The following is a 17,528-nucleotide window of genomic DNA, read 5'->3' as shown; positions in this document are numbered from 1 at the left end:
GGAAACGCTACTGGGCCGAAGGCGTAGGGGTGGAGTAAGGGGCGCTTAGGCTGGGGTTTGTGCCAAATACGAAGAAGGCCAACAAGTCCAAGTCCCGGTCGGACAAGACGAAGCCCCCGAAGCCCGAGAAGGGCGCGCAGGCCTCGAAGGCGAAGAAGGACCTCGCCGAGGCCCTCGTCGCCGATGAGAAGGGGCTCGACTTCCCCCGGGCCTGGGTGGAGTTTCCCGACCCCGGCGACGAGGAGCAGATCTTCCGCTGCGACCTGACCTGGCTGACCTCCCGCTGGACCTGCATCTTCGGCAGCGGCTGCCAGGGCATCCAGCCGGGGCGGGCCGACGACGGCTGCTGCACGCTCGGCGCGCACTTCTCCGACGAGGACGACGAGAAGCGGGTCGCCGAGAACGTGGCGCGGCTGACGCCCGAGGTGTGGCAGTTCCACGACGTCGGCAGCGAGACGGGGTGGACGCAGCACGACGACGACGGGGAGAAGCAGACCCGGCGCTGGGACGGCGCGTGCATCTTCCTCAACCGGCCCGGGTTCGCGGCCGGGGCCGGCTGTTCGCTGCACATCCTGGCCGTGCGCGAGGGCAAGGAGCCGCTGGAGACCAAGCCGGACGTGTGCTGGCAGCTGCCGATCCGGCGGACCTACGACTGGATCGACCGGCCCGACGACACGCGCGTGCTCCAGGTGACGATCGGCGAGTACGACCGGCGCGGCTGGGGTCCGGGCGGCCACGACCTGCACTGGTGGTGCACCTCGGCCACCTCCGCGCACGGCGCCGGCGATCCGGTCTACGTGTCCTACCGCCCCGAGCTGACGGAGCTGATGGGCAAGGAGGCCTACGAGGCCCTGGTCGCGCTGTGCGAGGCGCGGCTGGCCTCGCTCCTGCCGATGGCCCCGCACCCGGCGGATCCGGTGCCGCCCGCGTAGGCGGGCTACCCCCTACGCCGCGGGTGCGGAGGGGGCGGCCGGTGAGGCCGCTCCGTCCGTCGGGCTCGGTGTGGGGGTCGGCGTCGGGGTCGGCGTCGGGGTCGGCGTGGGGGTGGGTGTCGGGGTCGGCGTGGGAGTCGGGGTCGGGGTGGCGGTCGGCGTCGGGGTCGGCGTGGGGGTGGGTGTCGGCGCCGGGCGGCCGCGGCCCTGGATGGAGATCACCGCGCCACCCGGATCCACTCCGACCCGGGCCGTCCAGGCCCCGACGGGCTGGGCTTCGGAGTCCACGTTGATCCGCAGGGTGACCGATTCTCCTGGCGCGAGCCGCCCCGAGGTCTGGCTGGCCCGCAGCCACGGGGCGTCGGACCACAGCCGCCAGTCGACGGGGGCTCCGCCCGAGGCGGTGAGCGTCAGCAGGGTCGTCGAGCCCTGGGAGGAGGCGCTCGCGCTCAGACGGCCGGGGGTCCCGGGTCCGGCGGGGGTGGCGGACGGCAGGGCGCCGCTGCTGATGACCTCGACGGAGACGTCGGGTGCGGCGCTGCCCGGGGCGAAGCCGGGGCCGTCGGAGACGACGGCGGCGTTGCCCGCGTTCTCGTAGGCGGTCAGCGGGCGGCCGTCGGTGCGCGGCTGCGGGAGCTCCGCCTCGCTCGCCGAGATGCGGGTGGCTCCGTTCCCGACGGGTTCCCCGGTGCTCGGGGCCGCCCGGTACGCCGCCCACAGGGCCAGGACCGGGGCCGCGACGACGGTGGCGACCACGGTGGTGGTCACGGCGCGGGCCCGCAGCCGGTCGCGGCGCGCGACTCGGTCCTTGGGGTCCATGGGGAAGCCGGTGCGGTCGAAGCGGGGGCCCGCTCCGCTGCCCCGGCGGCCGGTGCCGGAGCCGAGCATCGCGGCGCGGACGGCGGTGCGCGGGGCCGGGACCAGCGGGAGGCCGGCGGTGTTGATGCCGCCCGAGCCGGGCCAGGGCGCGCCGACGCCGACGCGTTCGGCGACCCGGCGGCAGCGCGGGCAGTCGTCGACGTGGCGTACGAGTTCGGCGCGCAGGGAGGAGGACAGCAGCACGTTGCCGTCTCCGCCGCCTTCCCCGTCGTCGCCGGTGAGCCGGGAGACGGTCGGGCAGTTGCCGGTTTCCACGACGGCGAGGGCGGCGCGGGTGCGCTCCACTTCGCAGGCGGCTCCGGAGAGCAGTTCGCGCGCGGCTGCGGGGGGCGTGCCGAGGACGGAGGCGAGCTCGCCGATGCCGAGCCGGTGGCGGACGGCGAGTTCGAGGGCCTCGCGCTGCTCGGGGGTGGTGCCGGCCGCCTCGGGCCAGGCGAGCCGGGCGAGCTCGCTGCGGCGGTGGGCCGCCGAGGCGTCGGAGGCGGCGGCGGAGGCCGAGGCGGCTGCAGCCGAGGAGGAGGAAGCGGAAGAGGAGGAAGCGGAAGAGGAGGCGGCCGAAGCGGAGGAGGCGGTCGCGGTCGCCGGATCCGGCGCGCGGTCCCGGCTCATGTGCTCCGGCGCACGCCGGGCGGAATGCGCTCCCCCGTGGCTACGGCCGTGGCCCGGCCCGTACCCGTACCTCGTGCGCCGCCGCTCCGCCAGCCGGCGCAGGCAGGCCCAGCGGGCCAGGGCGTAGAGCCAGGCGCGCCGGACCCCTTCGTCGGGGCAGCGGCCCGGGTGCCGTTCGGCGACGGCGAGGACGTCGCCGAGCACGTCGGTGGCGGTGTCGTGGTCGCACAGGACCGAGAGGCAGTACGTGAACAGGCCGTCCAGGTAGGGCTCGTGCCGGAACGGTGGCGGCGGCTGCTCCGCCTTCGTCCCCTCGGTGGGCGTGCGCCCGTGCGCCCGGTGTGCGCCGGTGCGTGATGCGGGGTCTCCCTGGTTGCTGCTGTTCACTCGGCGACCGTAGGCGGCGCGCCGGTGGTGCCCCGGAAGCCTTCACCAGTTTTAGCCCTTACGGGTGAACAGATCGGCATCGCGCTGACAGGGCCCCTGACGCCGCACGCCACGGCGCGCACCGGAAGGTGCACGCCGGTGAACGGCGCAAGGTCCACGGCGGTGGCGGCGGGAGGGCTGCCGGTGGACGGCGGGAGGGGCTGCCGGTGGACGGCAGACGGGGCTGCCGGTGGACGGCGGGAGGGCCTGTCGGTGGCGGCGGCTACGGTGGGCCGCATGGCTGCCCGTACATCTCGTTCATCCGCCAAGGACCGGCCGTCCTACCGTTGTACCGAGTGCGGGTACTCCACCGCCAAATGGCTCGGCCGGTGCCCCGAGTGCCAGGCCTGGGGCACCGTGGAGGAGCTGGGCGGCGCGCCCGCCGTGCGGACCACCGCGGCGGGCCGGGTCACCACGGCCGCCGTGCCGATCGGGCAGGTCGACGTGCGGACGGCGACCGCGCGCAGCACCGGCGTCAGCGAGCTGGACCGGGTGCTGGGCGGCGGGCTGGTCCCCGGGGCGGTCGTGCTGCTCGCGGGCGAACCGGGCGTCGGCAAGTCCACGCTGCTCCTCGACGTCGCGGCCAAGGCCGCCTCCGAGGAGCACCGCACGCTCTACGTCACCGGCGAGGAGTCGGCGAGCCAGGTCCGGCTGCGGGCCGACCGGATCAACGCGCTCAGCGACCACCTCTTCCTGGCCGCCGAGACCGATCTCTCCGCCGTCCTCGGGCACCTCGACGCCGTGAACCCCTCGCTCCTGATCATGGACTCCGTACAGACGGTGGCCTCCCCCGAGATCGACGGCGCGCCCGGCGGCATGGCCCAGGTCCGGGAGGTGGCCGGGGCGCTGATCCGGGCCTCCAAGGAACGCGGGATGTCCACGCTGCTGGTCGGCCACGTCACCAAGGACGGGGCGATCGCCGGTCCCCGGCTGCTGGAGCACCTGGTCGACGTCGTACTGAGCTTCGAGGGCGACCGGCACGCACGGCTGCGCCTCGTACGCGGTGTGAAGAACCGGTACGGCACCACGGACGAGGTCGGCTGCTTCGAGCTCACCGACGAGGGCATCAACGGGCTCGCCGACCCGAGCGGGCTGTTCCTGACCCGCCGCGCCGAGGCCGTCCCGGGCACCTGCCTGACGGTGACGCTGGAGGGCAAGCGGCCGCTGGTCGCCGAGGTGCAGGCCCTGACGGTGGACTCGCAGATCCCCTCGCCCCGCCGGACCACCTCGGGGCTGGAGACCTCGCGCGTCTCGATGATGCTGGCGGTACTGGAGCAGCGCGGCCGGATCACGGCGCTGGGCAAGCGGGACATCTACACCGCGACCGTGGGCGGCGTGAAGCTGACCGAGCCGGCCGCCGACCTGGCCGTCGCGCTGGCGCTGGCCTCGGCCGCCAGCGACGTACCGCTCCCGAAGAACCTGGTCGCCATCGGCGAGGTCGGGCTCGCGGGCGAGGTGCGGCGGGTGACGGGCGTCCAGCGGCGGCTCGCGGAGGCGTACCGGCTGGGCTTCACGCACGCGCTGGTGCCGGTGGATCCGGGGAAGGTGCCGGCCGGGATGAAGGTGACCGAGGTCGCCGACATGGGCGACGCGCTACGGGTCCTGCCGCGCGGCCGGTCGCGTACGGCGGAGAAGGACCGGGACGCGGGCTAGCCGGTCGGGCCGGGTCCGAGCCGGACCGCTCAGCTCCGCTCCGCGCCGCGCCGCGCCGCCGATATCTTCCGGCCAACGCCTTCCGGCCGACCGGCCGGAAGGTCCGAATCCGGCGCTGAGGGGCAGGTCAGGGGGTCCGTACGGGGGCCTCCCCGGGCGATGCCGGTCAAGGGACGGCGGGCGCACGGGCCGCGCCGGTAGACTTTGCGCTGGTCCGCCCGGCCGTACGCAGGCGGTACAACCCGCGACCGGAGGAGTGCAGTGGCAGCCAAGGACGGGGCAGCAGCATCCGGGAAGTCGGGCGCGAGCTCCAAGCAGGAGGCCATGATGCGTGCCTCGCTGAGCGCGGTCGCACCCGGTCAGCCGCTGCGCGACGGCCTCGAACGGATCGTCCGCGGCAACACCGGCGGGCTCATCGTGCTCGGCATGGACAAGTCCGTGGAAGCGATGTGCACGGGCGGTTTCGTCCTGGACGTGGAGTTCACCGCGACCCGGTTGCGCGAGCTGTGCAAGCTCGACGGCGCGCTGATCCTGGACAAGGACCTCACCAAGATCCTGCGGGCGGGCGTGCAGCTGGTTCCGGACGCGTCCATCCACACGGAGGAGACCGGCACCCGGCACCGCACCGCGGACCGCGTCTCGAAGCAGTGCGGGTTCCCGGTGGTCTCGGTGTCGCAGTCGATGCGGCTGATCGCGCTGTACGTGGACGGCGAGCGGCGCGTGCTGGAGGAGTCCGGGGCGATCCTGTCGCGGGCGAACCAGGCGCTGGCCACGCTGGAGCGGTACAAGCTCCGCCTGGACGAGGTGGCGGGCACGCTGTCCGCGCTGGAGATCGAGGACCTGGTGACGGTCCGCGACGTCGGCGCGGTGGCGCAGCGGCTGGAAATGGTCCGCCGGATCGCGACGGAAATCGCGGAATACGTGGTGGAACTGGGCACGGACGGCCGACTGCTCTCGCTCCAGCTGGACGAGCTGACGGTCGGGATCGAGCAGGAGCGCGAGCTGGTCATCCGGGACTACGTGCCGGAGCCGACGGCGAAGCGGTCGCGGACGGTGGAGGAAGCTCTGCCCGCGCTGGACGCGCTGACCCACCCGGAGCTGCTGGAACTGGCGATCGTGGCGAAGGCGCTGGGGTACACCGGTTCGCCGGAGACGCTCGACTCGGCGGTGTCCCCGCGGGGCTACCGGCTGCTGGCGAAGGTTCCCCGGCTGCCGGGCGCGATCATCGAGCGGCTGGTGGAGCACTTCGGCGGGCTGCAGAAGCTGCTGGCCGCCTCCGTGGACGACCTGCAGACGGTCGACGGGGTCGGCGAGGCCCGTGCCCGTAGCGTCCGCGAGGGGCTGTCGCGGCTGGCGGAATCCTCGATCCTGGAGCGGTACGTCTAGGACTCGGCCTAGCGCCGCTCCCGGGGCTCCGCCCCGGACCCCGCTCCTCAAACGCCGGAGGGGCTGGATTGCCCGTAGCGCAATCCAGCCCCTCCGGCGTTCGTCAGTCCTGCTTCAGCACGAACGAGGTCCGCGCCACCGGCATGCCGGGCGACTTGACCTCGACCACGTACGTGTCCGCCGCCGCAGCCCCCGCCGGGGGCGACTGGCACTGGTCCGCCGCACTGAAGTGGCGGTTCCATTCCAGGGATTGCTTGGTCTCGCCCTGCGAGGGGACGCGGAAGAACACGTTGCCCGCGCCCGTCGGGCAGTCCGAGGAGGACCAGACCGGCTTCGCGTTGCTCGCCTGAGTGATGGTCAGGACCGCCTGCTTCGGGCCGAGATCGACCTTGCAGGTGGTGCCGGAGACGTTGCGCGCGATGAGTTCGAGGCGGGGCTTCTCGTTCGCCTCGTACTCGTTCTTCACGCTCTTGACCTCCCACTGCAGCGCGCCCGCCGCGCACGTGGGCAGCGGCGAGTCCGCCGGGACGGTCTGGCCGGCGCCGGAGCCGGCGGAGCCCGCCGAGCCGCCGCCGTCCGCCGAGCCCGGGTCACCGCCCGGTTCGCCGTTCTTGCCGGGGCCCGTGCCGGGGCCCGTGCCCGGGTCGGCGCCCGTGCCCGTACCGCTGCCGGCCGTGCCCGACTCGCCGCGGCCGCCCGGGGCCTGACTGATCGCCGGACCGGAACCGGAGGGTCCGGGGGTGATCTGGGTGACGGGGTCGGAGCCGCCGCGGCCCTTGCCGTTGGTACTCGACGTCCCTCCGCCGGAGCTGACGGTCCATACGGCGAGGAGTGCCAGGAGCGCGGCAACGGACGCCAGCACGGCCCTCCGTCGCCAGTAGATGGAGGAGGGGAGCGGCCCGACCGGATTGCGCAGAGATCCCACGGACGGAACTTTACGAGAGTCCGGGGCGCGATCCGTGCCCCACATGCCGCGCGGACGGCTTGTTTTGCCGATGATCATCTCGCCGGGGGGCGGCAGGGCCTCCCGGAACGGACCGGAATCGGCCAGAGCTTGATGAGGGCGTTATTCCGCTTTGGGTACCGTCGGTGACCATGGACAGCTCCGGCCTCTACCTCGACATCACCGATTTCGCCCACTCGACCCCCGCGTGGGTGCAGTCGGCCTTCGAGGTCTGGACGGAGTACGGGCTCTTCGTCTTCGGCGCCCTCTTCATAGCCGTCTGGTGGCGCGCGCGCGGCGCGCGCGACCCCCGGACCGTCGCGCTCGCCCTCCTCGCACCGCTGGCCACCGCCCTCGCGTACGTGGCCTCGGAGCTGGTGAAGTCCAGCGTGGACGAGGAGCGCCCCTGCCGGGCCGTCGCCGGGGCGGCGGCCTCGCTCGTCAAGTGCCCGGCCACCGGCGACTGGTCCTTCCCGAGCAACCACGCCACCATCGCGGGCGCCGCCGCCGTCGCACTGGCCATGGTCGTGGGGAGGCTCGCGCTGCTGACCGTGCCGCTCGCGCTGCTGATGGCCTTCTCCCGCGTCTTCGTCGGCGTCCACTACCCGCACGACGTGGGGATGGGCCTGCTGCTGGGCGCCTCTCTCGCCGCGCTCGCCGTCCTCGCCCTCACCGGTCCGACCAGTAGGATCATCGCCGCCATGCGGGCGAACGGCAGCCGCGCCGCTGTCCTGATCGCCGGGCCCGGCCCGGCACGGTAGGGGCGAAACGTGCCAGGATGCCGTCTGCCATGACTGCATCCTCATCCTCGACTTCCCCCTCCGCCGCCGCGCTGCACTCCCCCGTCATCGCGTGGTTCGACGGACACGCCCGCGACCTGCCCTGGCGCCGCCCCGAGGCCGGCCCCTGGGGGGTGATGGTCAGCGAGTTCATGCTCCAGCAGACCCCGGTCAACCGGGTCCTGCCGGTGTACGAGCAGTGGCTGGCCCGCTGGCCCCGCCCCGCCGACCTGGCCGCCGAGGCCCCCGGAGAGGCCGTACGGGCCTGGGGGCGGCTCGGTTATCCGCGCCGGGCCCTGCGCCTGCACGGGGCGGCCGTCGCGATAACGGAGCGGCACGGGGGCGACGTACCGCGCGAGCACGGGCACCTGCTGGCGCTGCCGGGGATCGGCGAGTACACGGCGGCCGCCGTGGCCTCCTTCGCGTACGGGCAGCGGCACGCGGTCCTGGACACCAACGTGCGCCGGGTCTTCGCGCGCACCGCGACCGGGGTCGAGTACCCGCCGAACGCCACGACCGCCGCCGAGCGGCGCCTCGCGCGGTCCCTGCTCCCCGAGGACGAGGAGACCGCGGCCCGCTGGGCGGCGGCCTCGATGGAGCTCGGGGCCCTGGTCTGCACGGCCAAGAGCCCGGACTGCGCGCGCTGCCCAGTGGCCGGGCTGTGCGCGTGGCGGCTGGCCGGGAAGCCCGCGCACGAGGGGCCGCCGAGGCGCGGGCAGACGTACGCCGGTACGGACCGGCAGGTGCGCGGCAAGCTCCTCGCGGTCCTGCGCGAGGCGGTCGGCGCGGTGCCGCAGTCGGTCCTCGACACGGTCTGGGACGAGCCCGTACAGCGGGCCCGGGCCCTGGACGGGCTGGTCTCGGACGGGCTGGTGGAACCGCTGGCCGGGCGGATGTACCGGCTTCCGGCGGGGCCCGCGGCCGCCGGAAGCTGACTCCGGGATTCCGCTTGTCCCGGAGAAACCCCAGCTCACAGCCTCTGTTACATAACCTATGGGTGTCCGTGCGCCCACCGAAGGCTCACCCGCACAGGCCCGTGACACGGCCTCCGTAACGTCGAACCCGTAAGACAGCGGATGTACGGGTGGACGGCAGCGGAGGCGGTCTGAGATGGCGCACGGCGAGGTACTCGAATTCGAAGAGTACGTACGCACTCGGCAGGACGCGCTGCTGCGCAGTGCCCGTCGCCTGGTCCCGGACCCGACCGACGCGCAGGACCTCCTGCAGACCGCCCTCGTGCGCACCTACGGCCGCTGGGACGGCATCGCCGACAAGTCCCTCGCCGATGCCTACCTGCGCCGTGTCATGATCAACACCCGTACCGAGTGGTGGCGCGCCCGCAAGCTCGAAGAGGTCCCCACCGAGCAGCTCCCCGACGCCTCCGTCGAGGACGGATCCGACCAGCGCGCCGACCGCGCCCTGCTGATGGACATCCTCAAGGTGCTCGCGCCCAAGCAGCGCAGCGTGGTCGTGCTGCGACACTGGGAGCAGATGAGCACCGAGGAGACGGCCGCGGCGCTCGGCATGTCGGCGGGAACCGTGAAGAGCACTCTGCACCGCGCGCTGGCCCGCCTCCGGCAGGAACTGGAGAGCCGGGACCTGGACATGCGCGCGCTGGAGCGCGGGGACCACACCATCAGGTACGAAGGACGTGAGCGGTGCGCGGCCTGACTGGCCACAAGGGCTCGGTAGTACTCATGTCGGCGGGGACGGTCGTCCTCGCCGGCACCGTGCTGTTCGCGGCCGGCTGCTCCACCGGGGGCACCGGTCTGCGCGACGGCGGCCCGGCCCGAACCGAATCGGTGGCCAAGACCGGCGCGCCCTCCTCCGCCCCCGCCGATCACGACGCGGCGGCCAGCACCACTCCACTGGCTCCCCTGGCCTCCGGCAAGGCGGGCAAGAAGATCGACCCGGTCGAGCTGCTCAAGGCGGATCCCAAGGTCAGCGCCGAGATCAAGCGGGACCTCAAGCCCTGCACGGGCAAGGAGTACCCGGTCGACGTCAGCTACGGGAAGGTGACCGGCGGCCCGGCCGTCGACATCGTGGTCAACGTCCTGTCCTGCGCCGACGCCCTGGGCCGCGGCACGTACGTGTACCGCGCGGACGACGGGAAGTACGAGAATGTCTTCGCCGACGAGCAGCCGCCCGTCTACGCCGAGATCGACCGCGGGGACCTGGTCGTGACCAAGCAGGTCTACGCGAAGAGCGAGGCGCTCGCCTACCCCTCGGGCGAGGACGTGATCACGTACCGCTGGAACGGGGAGAAGTTCACCGAGCAGGACCGGGTGCACACCGACTACAGCAACGTGGTCGACGGCGGGGTGGCCCCCGCTCCGGCCGTCAGCCCGAAGAGCTGACGACCACAGAACCGAGAACGAGTACGAGTACCGAGGCGAGGCGAGGCTCCCGAATGGCCGAGACCCATGTCCTGTTCGTGGAGGACGACGACGTCATCCGTGAGGCCACGACCCTGGCACTGGAACGCGACGGGTTCGTGGTCACCGCCATGCCCGACGGACTGTCCGGCCTGGAGTCCTTCCGCGCGAACCGGCCCGACATCGCCCTGCTCGACGTGATGGTGCCCGGCATGGACGGCGTGAGCCTGTGCCGCCGCATCCGCGACGAGTCCACGGTGCCGGTGATCATGCTGTCGGCCCGCGCCGACTCCATCGACGTGGTCCTGGGCCTGGAGGCGGGCGCCGACGACTACGTCACCAAGCCCTTCGACGGCTCCGTCCTCGTCGCCCGCATCCGCGCGGTCCTGCGCCGCTTCGGCCACGCCGGCGGCCCGCAGGGCGGCGGATCCGGCGCCGACGGCGAGGGCGGCGACGACGAGCGCGGGGTCCTGGTCTTCGGCGACCTGGAGGTCGACACGGAGGGCATGGAGGTGCGCAAGGCGGGCGCCTCGGTGGCGCTGACGCCCACCGAGATGCGGCTGCTGCTGGAGTTCTCCACCTCCCCCGGTACCGTCCTGTCGCGGGACCGGCTGCTGGAGCGGGTCTGGGACTACGACTGGGGCGGCGACACCCGCGTGGTGGACGTCCACGTCCAGCGCCTGCGCACCAAGATCGGGCAGGACCGGATCGAGACGGTCCGGGGTTTCGGATACAAGCTGAAGGCCTGATGCCTCGAGAAGAACGGACGCGGGGATGAGCACGGCGACGACCACGGGGATGCGGCGGGCATGAGGCGTTTCACCCTCCGCACCGGAATCCGCTGGAAGATCACGCTCGCCATCGCCTCCGTCGGCGCGCTCACCGCCATCGCCCTGAGCCTGGTGGTGCACAGCGCTGCCCGCGTGTCGATGCTGGAGAGCGCCCGCGAGGTACAGCTGGACCGCGTCCAGTTCATCTCCCGCAACGCCGAAGCCGGCCGCAAGCCGCCCATGGGCGCCAAGCTGAACGACCCCGACCTGCCGGCGGACCTGCGCGAGAAGGCCCGCTCCGGGCGGCGCGGCACCTACATCCAGGAGAACCCGCGCGGGCTCCCCGAAGTATGGGCGGCCGTACCGCTGGGCAACGGGCAGGTGCTCTCGCTGCACACCCAGTTCCGGGAGAGCGCCAACATGGTGCGCGACCTGGACCGGGCCCTGGTCGTCGGCTCCCTCGCCGTGGTGATCGGCGGCTCCGCGCTCGGCGTGCTCATCGGCGGACAGATCTCGCGCCGGCTGCGCAAGGCCGCCGCGGCCGCGCAGCGGGTGGCGCACGGGGACCCCGAGGTACGGGTGAGGGACGCGGTCGGCGGCGTCGTGCGCGACGAGACCGACGACCTCGCACGGGCCGTCGACGCGATGGCGGACGCGCTCCAGCAGCGGCTGGAGGCCGAGCGGCGGGTGACCGCCGACATCGCGCACGAACTGCGCACCCCGGTGACCGGCCTGCTCACGGCGGCGGAACTACTGCCTCCGGGTCGGCCGACCGAGCTCGTACGGGACCGCGCGCAGGCCCTGCGCGCGCTGGTCGAGGACGTACTGGAGGTGGCCCGGCTGGACAGCGCGTCCGAGCGGGCGGAGCTCCAGGACGTGGCACTGGGCGAGTTCGTGAGCCGCCGGGTCAACTCCCTGATGCCGGAGGCGACCGTACGGATCGTCGCGGACGAGATCGTCAGCACCGACCCGCGCCGCCTGGAGCGGATCCTGGGGAACCTCCTCGCCAACGCCGCGCGGTACGGGCGGGCGCCCGTCCAAGTCGACGTAGAGGGCCGGGTCGTACGGGTCCGGGACCACGGGCCGGGCTTCCCCGAGGCGCTGCTGCGCGAGGGGCCGAGCCGGTTCCGGACCGGGTCGACGGACCGCGCCGGGGTGGGACACGGGCTGGGCCTGACCATCGCGGAGGGGCAGGCGCGGGTGCTGGGTGCCCGGCTGACGTTCCGCAACGTGGCGGCCCCGGGCGGCTTCGTCCAGGGCGGCGCGGCGGCGGGGGCGGTGGCGGTGCTGTGGCTTCCGGAGCAGGCACCGACGGCCACGGGCAGCTTCCCGATCGTGCGGGTGCCCTAGCCGGGCGGAAGCGGATCCCGGCCGGGGCGGGTCCTGGGCGGGCCCCGATCGGCTCCGTATCGCGACCGACGCCTGTTCGAATGCGGACGCCGATGTTTTAGCATCCGATCCATGACTGACGGTACGGATCGCCCGCAAACCCCCCAGCGCGAACCCGGCGCCCCCGACAACGGCGGCTACGGATACCCGCAGGGGCAGATACCCGCAGGCGGGTACGGCTATCCGCAGGCCGGCCGGCCCGGGGGCAACGGCTACCCGCCCGCGCCCGGCGCACCCGGTGCAGCCGGCTTCGGCCCGCCGGCCGACGGCCAGGCGCCGCCCGCCGGTTACGGCTACCCGCAGCCGGGCCCGTACCAGCAGGGTCCCTACCAGCCGGCGCCGCCCGTACCCGGGCCGTTCGAGCCGCCGGCCGACGAACCGGACTGGAACGCGCTGGCGGAAGGGGCCGAGCAGGACCGGCACAAGAAGCGGCAGTGGGCGGTCATCGGCGGGGCGACGGCCCTGGTCCTGCTGGTGGGCGGCGGGGCGTTCCTGCTGCTCGGCAACGACGACGGGGGCTCCGACGACGCGAAGCCCCTGGCCAGCGGCTCGCCCTCGGTCTCCGCCTCGCCCTCCCCCTCGGTGAGCGGGTCCAAGGCGCCGGTGGACAACACTCCGACCGTCGCGGGCGACCCGACGGTGCTGCGCGACCGCAGCGGCAAGGCCGGGCTGAAGATGGGTCCGGAGGCTTCAGCGGTCCCGATCGAGAAGCGGTTCGAGTTCCGCGCGACCGGCACCCCGAACTCGTACGCCGAGTCCCAGAAGGGCCTCGTCGACGTGTCGAAGAGCTTCACCGTCACGGCGCGGATCTCGAACAGCGCCTCGAAGGGGCGGCAGATCGCCGTCAGCCAGGGCAACGAGAAGACGTTCTCCTTCGAGCTGGGCTCGGACGAGGTGAACGGCAAGCCCGCGTGGATCTTCCGGGTCCAGACGAACAAGGAAGGCGCGGACAACACCACGGCGACGGTCGTGGCGGAGGGCCGCACGATGGACAGCACCATGACGGAGCTGACCGGCACCTACAACTACTCGACCAAGATGATCACGCTGTTCGTGGACGGCAAGCAGATCAACGAGGCCAAGGTCCCCGGCGTCCACAACGCCCCCGGACCGCTGGAGCTGGGCCGCACCCGCTCCCAGGGCAACTGGGCCGGGGCCTGGGCCGGAGCCATGGACAGCCTGCGGGTCTACCGGATCGCGCTGTCGCCGGAGCAGGTGGACGACCAGAAGCCCGGCAAGCTCGACGCCTCGATCAAGCCGGTCGGGTCCTGGCTGCTGTTCTGACCGGCAGGGCCGGTCAGGAGAGCAGGGCAGGTCAAACGGGTCAGACGGTGACACCGACCTTGCGCAGGAAGGCCACCGGGTTCACGGCCGAGCCGTAGTTCGGGGTGGTCCGGATCTCGAAGTGGAGGTGCGGGCCGCTCGAATTGCCGGTGTTGCCGGAGAGGGCGATCTGCTGGCCCATCGAGACCTTCTGGCCGATCTTGACCTGGATCTTCGAGAGGTGCGCGTACTGCGAGTACGTGTTGTTCGCGTGCTTGATCACGACGGCGTTGCCGTACGCCGGGCCGTCGCCGCCGCCGTTCGGGCCGGCCTTGACCACGGTGCCCGCCGAGACGGCGTCGACCACGGTGCCGACGGGGACGGCGAAGTCCTGGCCGGAGTGCTTGTGCGACCACATGGCGCCGCCCTTGCCGAAGGTGGCGGAGAGCGTGTAGCTCGTCACCGGCTTCTCCCAGGCGACGGCGGGCTTCGCGGCGACCGCCGCGGCCTGGGCGGTGGCCTGCTCGGCCACGAGCTCGGCGGTACCGGCCAGGGCGGTCTGGGCCTCGTCGGCGAAGGCGGCGGTCGTCCCGGCCCCGAGCGCCAGGGCCGCACCGAGAGCGGTGGCGCCGATGGCGATACGGGTACGACGGGTGATGACGCGCTTCGCGGACATGAAGGAGACCTCCGGGCCGGGGACAGGGACGGTGCTGCGGGTACTGCGGGTGCTGCGGGTGTTGCGGGTGTTGCGGCTGCTGCGGCTGCTGCGGGCAAGAAAGGACCCGGCACGCTGGCTGAGCGGGGCGCCGGGCTTGCTTGCCCCACCTTGGTAACCCGGGCCCCCCGGCTTCCCCAAACCCCCCGATTACTACCCGGCCTCGTAGGTACTGCGGGGGCTGTCGGTCCTGTTGACCGCGGATTCACTGGGGTTGGGGTGGGGCAAATCGGACCCTTGGATCTACGAATGCTCCTAGTAGGTCCGATTTGCCCTGTGCGGCTTGTCACCGGCGCGGGACCTCTGGCGCCCCCGTTCCGGGACCAAAGCCCTGCGACCCGTTCCGCCCGGCGCTACGCTCACGGCTCGTGGACGCATCCGTGATCGGGATCCGGCTGGCCTCGGGGGTCGTGACCCCCCTCGTGAAGCAGCTCTTCCGGGGGGAGGGAGCGGGCGCCGGCCTCGTGGACCGGCCCGTACGGATCTCCTCGTACTTCTCCCTGCGCGAGCAGCGCATGCTGTCCCGGTACGACCTGCGCCGGCTGGCCGACAAGCTCGTCGCGGAGGCCTTACAGGCCGACGGCGAGCAGCCGCTGCCACCGGGCGAGGAGGCGGGGGTCGCGGCCGCGCTGGCCGCCACCCTGTACTCCCTGGGGACCCTGGCCCTGGAGGACGCCCAGGCGGTCAAGATGGGCGCGCAGGCCTTCGCCGCCGAGCTGCGCAAGGCGGCTCCGGCCACGGGCCTGGGGCGGGACGCCGAGCTCTTCCACGACCGGCTGCTGGAAACCGCCTGCCTGCACATCCTGCAGTTCTTCACGACCCGCTCCACCTACATCCCGGCCGCCCTGGTCGCGCAGGCCCACCTACAGGCCGAAACGATCGCCAAGATCGACGCCCTGATCGCCCGGATCCCCCGCCAGGACGCCCGGGACGCGGAGTTCGAGGCCAAATACCTGGAGTACCTCGTCAAACGGCACAGCAGCCTGACGATCTTCGGGCTGGACCTGCCGCCCGGGTCGGCCCGCTGGCCGCTGGACACGGCGTACGTGAGCCTGGAGGCGACCTCCCGCTCGCGCCGCATCGGCGGCGAGGGCAGCGCCACGGTCCCGGCGCAGGGGGCCGCCCACGGCCCGGCCGCCGTTCTGCGCACCGAAGACGTACTGGCCCTCGAACCCCGCGTGATGCTGCGCGGCGAGGCAGGCTCCGGGAAGACCACCCTGATCCAGTGGCTGGCCGTCTCCACCGCCCGCAACGGGCGCGAGGGCGGCCCGATCCCCTTCGTACTGCCCCTGCGGAACCTGACCCGCTACGGGGAGCGGCTGCCCGCCCCCGAGGACTTCCTGGTCGCCACACCGCTGAAGGGCCTGGCCCCCGACGGGTGGGAGAGCCGGGTCCTGGGCGCGGGACGCGGCCTGGTCCTGGTAGACGGCATCGACGAGATCCCGAAGGCGGAGCGGGCCCGTGCCCGCGAATGGCTCACCGATCTGCTCACCGCCTACCCGGGCAACCGCTGGCTGGTCACCTCCCGCCCCTCGGCCGTCCGGCAGGACTGGCTCGCCTCCGAGGCGTTCGACGAGCTGACACTCTCCCCCATGACCCGGGCCGACGCGGCCGGCTTCGTCACCCGCTGGCACCGGGCGGCCGAAGCCGGCGAAGACCTGCGCGACCAGCTGCTGGCATCCCTGCGCGCCAAGCCGGAACTGTCCCGGCTCGCCACCAATCCGCTGCTGTGCGGGCTGATCTGCGCCCTGCACCGCGAACGCCGGGGTTTCCTGCCCTCGGGCCGCAAAGAGCTCTACACGGCGGCCCTGTCGATGCTGCTGCACCGCCGCGACCGCGAACGCGAGCTGCGTCTGCCCGAGCTCGCCGAGGAGCCTCAGCTCCAGCTGCTCCAGCGGCTCGCGTACTGGCTCATCCGCAACGGCCGCACCCAGATCAGCCAGAGCCGGGCCCAGGAGCTGATCGCGGCCGCGCTGCCCGCCGTAACGGCCGCCCAGGTGCTCGGCGAGGCCCCGGACGTACTGAGGCACTTCCTGGAGCGGACCGGACTCCTGCGGGCCCCCACCGAGGACACCCTCGAATTCGTCCACCGCACCTTCCAGGACTTCCTCGGGGCCCGTGCGGCCCTGGACGAGGGCGGCCTCGGCGAACTGACCCGCCACGCGGACGACGACCAATGGGAGGACGTCATCCGCATGGCCGTCGCCCAGGGCCGACCCAACGACCGCGTGGGAATCATCGGCGACCTGCTGGTCCGCGACTCCGACCGGTCCGTCCTGCTGGCCCTCGCATCACTGGAGTACGCGGCCGAGCTGGATCCCGGGCTGCGCCAGGACGTCCACAAGGCCGCCCTGCGGCTCATACCTCCGCGGAACGAGGAGGCTGCGCGAACGCTCGGCCGGATCGGACCGCTGGTCCTGGAGCTGCTGCCGTACGGCGGGGAGTCGGTCCGCGCCGCCCGCCTCGCGGTGGTCGCGGCGGCGGAGACCGGGGCCGAGGCGGCCATCGGATATCTCGCCGGCTTCAGCCACCACCCCGACGAACAGGTCCGTGCGACGCTGACCCGGGTCTGGGAGCGGTTCGACCTCGACCATTACGCGGCCGAGGTGCTCGCGCGCATGGTCCCGCCGCCCGGCGACCTCTTCATCGACTCGGACGCCTCCCTCGCGGCGCTGACGCGCTTCACCGGCCCGCCCGGCCTGTTCATCCGCAGCGAGGTCACCCGGGCCGCCCTGACGCGCTTCCTGGCCCGCCAGCCGGTGGCGGGCCTGACCCTGTGGAACTTCGAAGGTGGGAGCGACGCGGAGTTCCTGCGCGGCCACACGTCGCTGCGGGAGCTCAGCATCGACACCTGGCCCGGTCTGCGGGACCCGAGCGCGCTGTACGGGCTGCCCCTGGAGGCTGTGGACCTCCGCCTCGGCCGCGACCTCCCCCTCGGCCCGGCCCTGGCGTCCTGGCCCCGGCTGCGCGAGCTCAGGCTGCACGACGCGGACCGCCGTGCGTGGTCCTTCGCCGACTTCGCCCCCGAAGCCCGCCCGGAGGTGCTCGACCTGGCCGACGCGGACCCGGACCTGGCCGGACTGGGACGGCTCACGAGCCTGACGCGGCTGTATCTCGGCTACGACTGGCGCCCCGGCGAGAAGAGCGCATGGGCGGAGCTCTCAGCGCTGGAGAACCTGCGGGAGATCGCCCTGCCCACCGAGGCGCTGACCGGGCTCGCCGCGCACGCGGACCTGCCCTCGCTCAGGACCGTCATGTTCCACGACAACGGCCAAGGGCTGGACCCGGACCTCCACGCCCGGGTGGCCCACCGCTTCCCACTGGCGCAGCTGCAGATGGTGCCGCTGTCGTCCGACGACATCTGACCGGCCCGCGGAAAAGGGGCGGCCCCGGAACCTTACGGTTCCGG

Annotated in this window: 14 protein-coding genes; 11 read left to right on the top strand and 3 right to left on the bottom strand. The window is 73.1% G+C overall.

Annotation, left to right across the window (positions count from 1 at the left end; genetic code table 11):
• The first annotated feature begins 59 nt into the window (after window positions 1-59).
• Complete coding sequence (locus tag OG490_RS21310) at window positions 60-932, top strand: hypothetical protein (RefSeq protein ID WP_330297897.1); 873 nt, start codon at window positions 60-62, stop codon at window positions 930-932.
• Between the two features lie 12 nt (window positions 933-944).
• On the opposite strand, the gene OG490_RS21305 is transcribed toward OG490_RS21310, so the two are convergent.
• Window positions 945-2,807: a BACON domain-containing protein gene (locus tag OG490_RS21305; protein ID WP_330297896.1), complete on the bottom strand. Its 1,863-nt coding sequence runs from the start codon at window positions 2,805-2,807 to the stop codon at window positions 945-947.
• 276 nt (window positions 2,808-3,083) lie between these two features.
• Here OG490_RS21305 and radA point away from each other — a divergent pair, with 276 nt between their 5' ends.
• Both radA and disA read left to right on the top strand, forming a co-directional pair.
• Window positions 3,084-4,499: a DNA repair protein RadA gene (gene radA / locus OG490_RS21300; RefSeq protein WP_330297895.1), complete on the top strand. Its 1,416-nt coding sequence runs from the start codon at window positions 3,084-3,086 to the stop codon at window positions 4,497-4,499.
• A gap of 261 nt (window positions 4,500-4,760) precedes the next feature.
• Entirely contained in the window at window positions 4,761-5,885 is a 1,125-nt protein-coding gene (gene disA / locus OG490_RS21295; protein WP_330297894.1) for a DNA integrity scanning diadenylate cyclase DisA, read from the top strand.
• 103 nt (window positions 5,886-5,988) lie between these two features.
• Here disA and OG490_RS21290 read toward each other — a convergent pair whose 3' ends face one another.
• Window positions 5,989-6,810: a hypothetical protein gene (locus OG490_RS21290; RefSeq protein WP_330297893.1), complete on the bottom strand. Its 822-nt coding sequence runs from the start codon at window positions 6,808-6,810 to the stop codon at window positions 5,989-5,991.
• Between the two features lie 170 nt (window positions 6,811-6,980).
• On the opposite strand from OG490_RS21290, the gene OG490_RS21285 reads away from it, so the two are divergent.
• The 7 genes from OG490_RS21285 (at window position 6,981) to OG490_RS21255 (ending at window position 13,425) form a co-directional block, all read left to right on the top strand.
• Complete coding sequence (locus OG490_RS21285; RefSeq protein ID WP_330297892.1) at window positions 6,981-7,589, top strand: phosphatase PAP2 family protein; 609 nt, start codon at window positions 6,981-6,983, stop codon at window positions 7,587-7,589.
• A gap of 29 nt (window positions 7,590-7,618) precedes the next feature.
• Window positions 7,619-8,542: an A/G-specific adenine glycosylase gene (locus OG490_RS21280; RefSeq protein WP_330297891.1), complete on the top strand. Its 924-nt coding sequence runs from the start codon at window positions 7,619-7,621 to the stop codon at window positions 8,540-8,542.
• Window positions 8,543-8,717: 175 nt separating this feature from the next.
• Window positions 8,718-9,278, top strand: a complete 561-nt coding sequence (locus OG490_RS21275; RefSeq protein WP_069920779.1) for a SigE family RNA polymerase sigma factor — start codon at window positions 8,718-8,720, stop codon at window positions 9,276-9,278.
• Between the two features lie 26 nt (window positions 9,279-9,304).
• A complete protein-coding gene (locus tag OG490_RS21270; protein ID WP_330300999.1) occupies window positions 9,305-9,964 on the top strand; it encodes a hypothetical protein in 660 nt (219 codons plus the stop codon).
• 53 nt (window positions 9,965-10,017) lie between these two features.
• Window positions 10,018-10,731, top strand: coding sequence for a two-component system response regulator CseB (gene cseB / locus OG490_RS21265; RefSeq protein ID WP_330297890.1), 714 nt, complete (start codon window positions 10,018-10,020; stop codon window positions 10,729-10,731).
• Between the two features lie 60 nt (window positions 10,732-10,791).
• Window positions 10,792-12,102, top strand: coding sequence for a two-component system sensor histidine kinase CseC (cseC, locus tag OG490_RS21260; protein ID WP_330297889.1), 1,311 nt, complete (start codon window positions 10,792-10,794; stop codon window positions 12,100-12,102).
• A gap of 111 nt (window positions 12,103-12,213) precedes the next feature.
• On the top strand, window positions 12,214-13,425 hold the full coding sequence (locus OG490_RS21255; RefSeq protein WP_330297888.1) for a LamG domain-containing protein: 1,212 nt from the start codon (window positions 12,214-12,216) through the stop codon (window positions 13,423-13,425).
• Between the two features lie 40 nt (window positions 13,426-13,465).
• On the opposite strand, the gene OG490_RS21250 is transcribed toward OG490_RS21255, so the two are convergent.
• Window positions 13,466-14,080: a M23 family metallopeptidase gene (locus tag OG490_RS21250; protein ID WP_330297887.1), complete on the bottom strand. Its 615-nt coding sequence runs from the start codon at window positions 14,078-14,080 to the stop codon at window positions 13,466-13,468.
• Between the two features lie 407 nt (window positions 14,081-14,487).
• Between OG490_RS21250 and OG490_RS21245 the strand changes: the two genes are divergently transcribed.
• Window positions 14,488-17,484: an NACHT domain-containing protein gene (locus tag OG490_RS21245; protein ID WP_330297886.1), complete on the top strand. Its 2,997-nt coding sequence runs from the start codon at window positions 14,488-14,490 to the stop codon at window positions 17,482-17,484.
• The last annotated feature ends 44 nt before the right edge of the window (window positions 17,485-17,528 follow it).

The sequence above is a fragment of the Streptomyces sp. NBC_00503 genome, assembly GCF_036346895.1.
In the GTDB taxonomy this organism is placed as follows: domain Bacteria; phylum Actinomycetota; class Actinomycetes; order Streptomycetales; family Streptomycetaceae; genus Streptomyces.
This window is presented reverse-complemented; position numbering and strand designations above follow the sequence as displayed.

Coding starts and splice junctions, on each gene's coding strand:
- cseC (WP_330297889.1), top strand. CDS start 10,792: ATGAGGCGTTTCACCCTCCGCACCGGAATCCGCTGGAAGATCACGCTC.
- cseB (WP_330297890.1), top strand. CDS start 10,018: ATGGCCGAGACCCATGTCCTGTTCGTGGAGGACGACGACGTCATCCGT.
- OG490_RS21280 (WP_330297891.1), top strand. CDS start 7,619: ATGACTGCATCCTCATCCTCGACTTCCCCCTCCGCCGCCGCGCTGCAC.
- OG490_RS21285 (WP_330297892.1), top strand. CDS start 6,981: ATGGACAGCTCCGGCCTCTACCTCGACATCACCGATTTCGCCCACTCG.
- OG490_RS21255 (WP_330297888.1), top strand. CDS start 12,214: ATGACTGACGGTACGGATCGCCCGCAAACCCCCCAGCGCGAACCCGGC.
- radA (WP_330297895.1), top strand. CDS start 3,084: ATGGCTGCCCGTACATCTCGTTCATCCGCCAAGGACCGGCCGTCCTAC.
- OG490_RS21270 (WP_330300999.1), top strand. CDS start 9,305: ATGTCGGCGGGGACGGTCGTCCTCGCCGGCACCGTGCTGTTCGCGGCC.
- OG490_RS21250 (WP_330297887.1), bottom strand. CDS start 14,080: ATGTCCGCGAAGCGCGTCATCACCCGTCGTACCCGTATCGCCATCGGC.
- OG490_RS21275 (WP_069920779.1), top strand. CDS start 8,718: ATGGCGCACGGCGAGGTACTCGAATTCGAAGAGTACGTACGCACTCGG.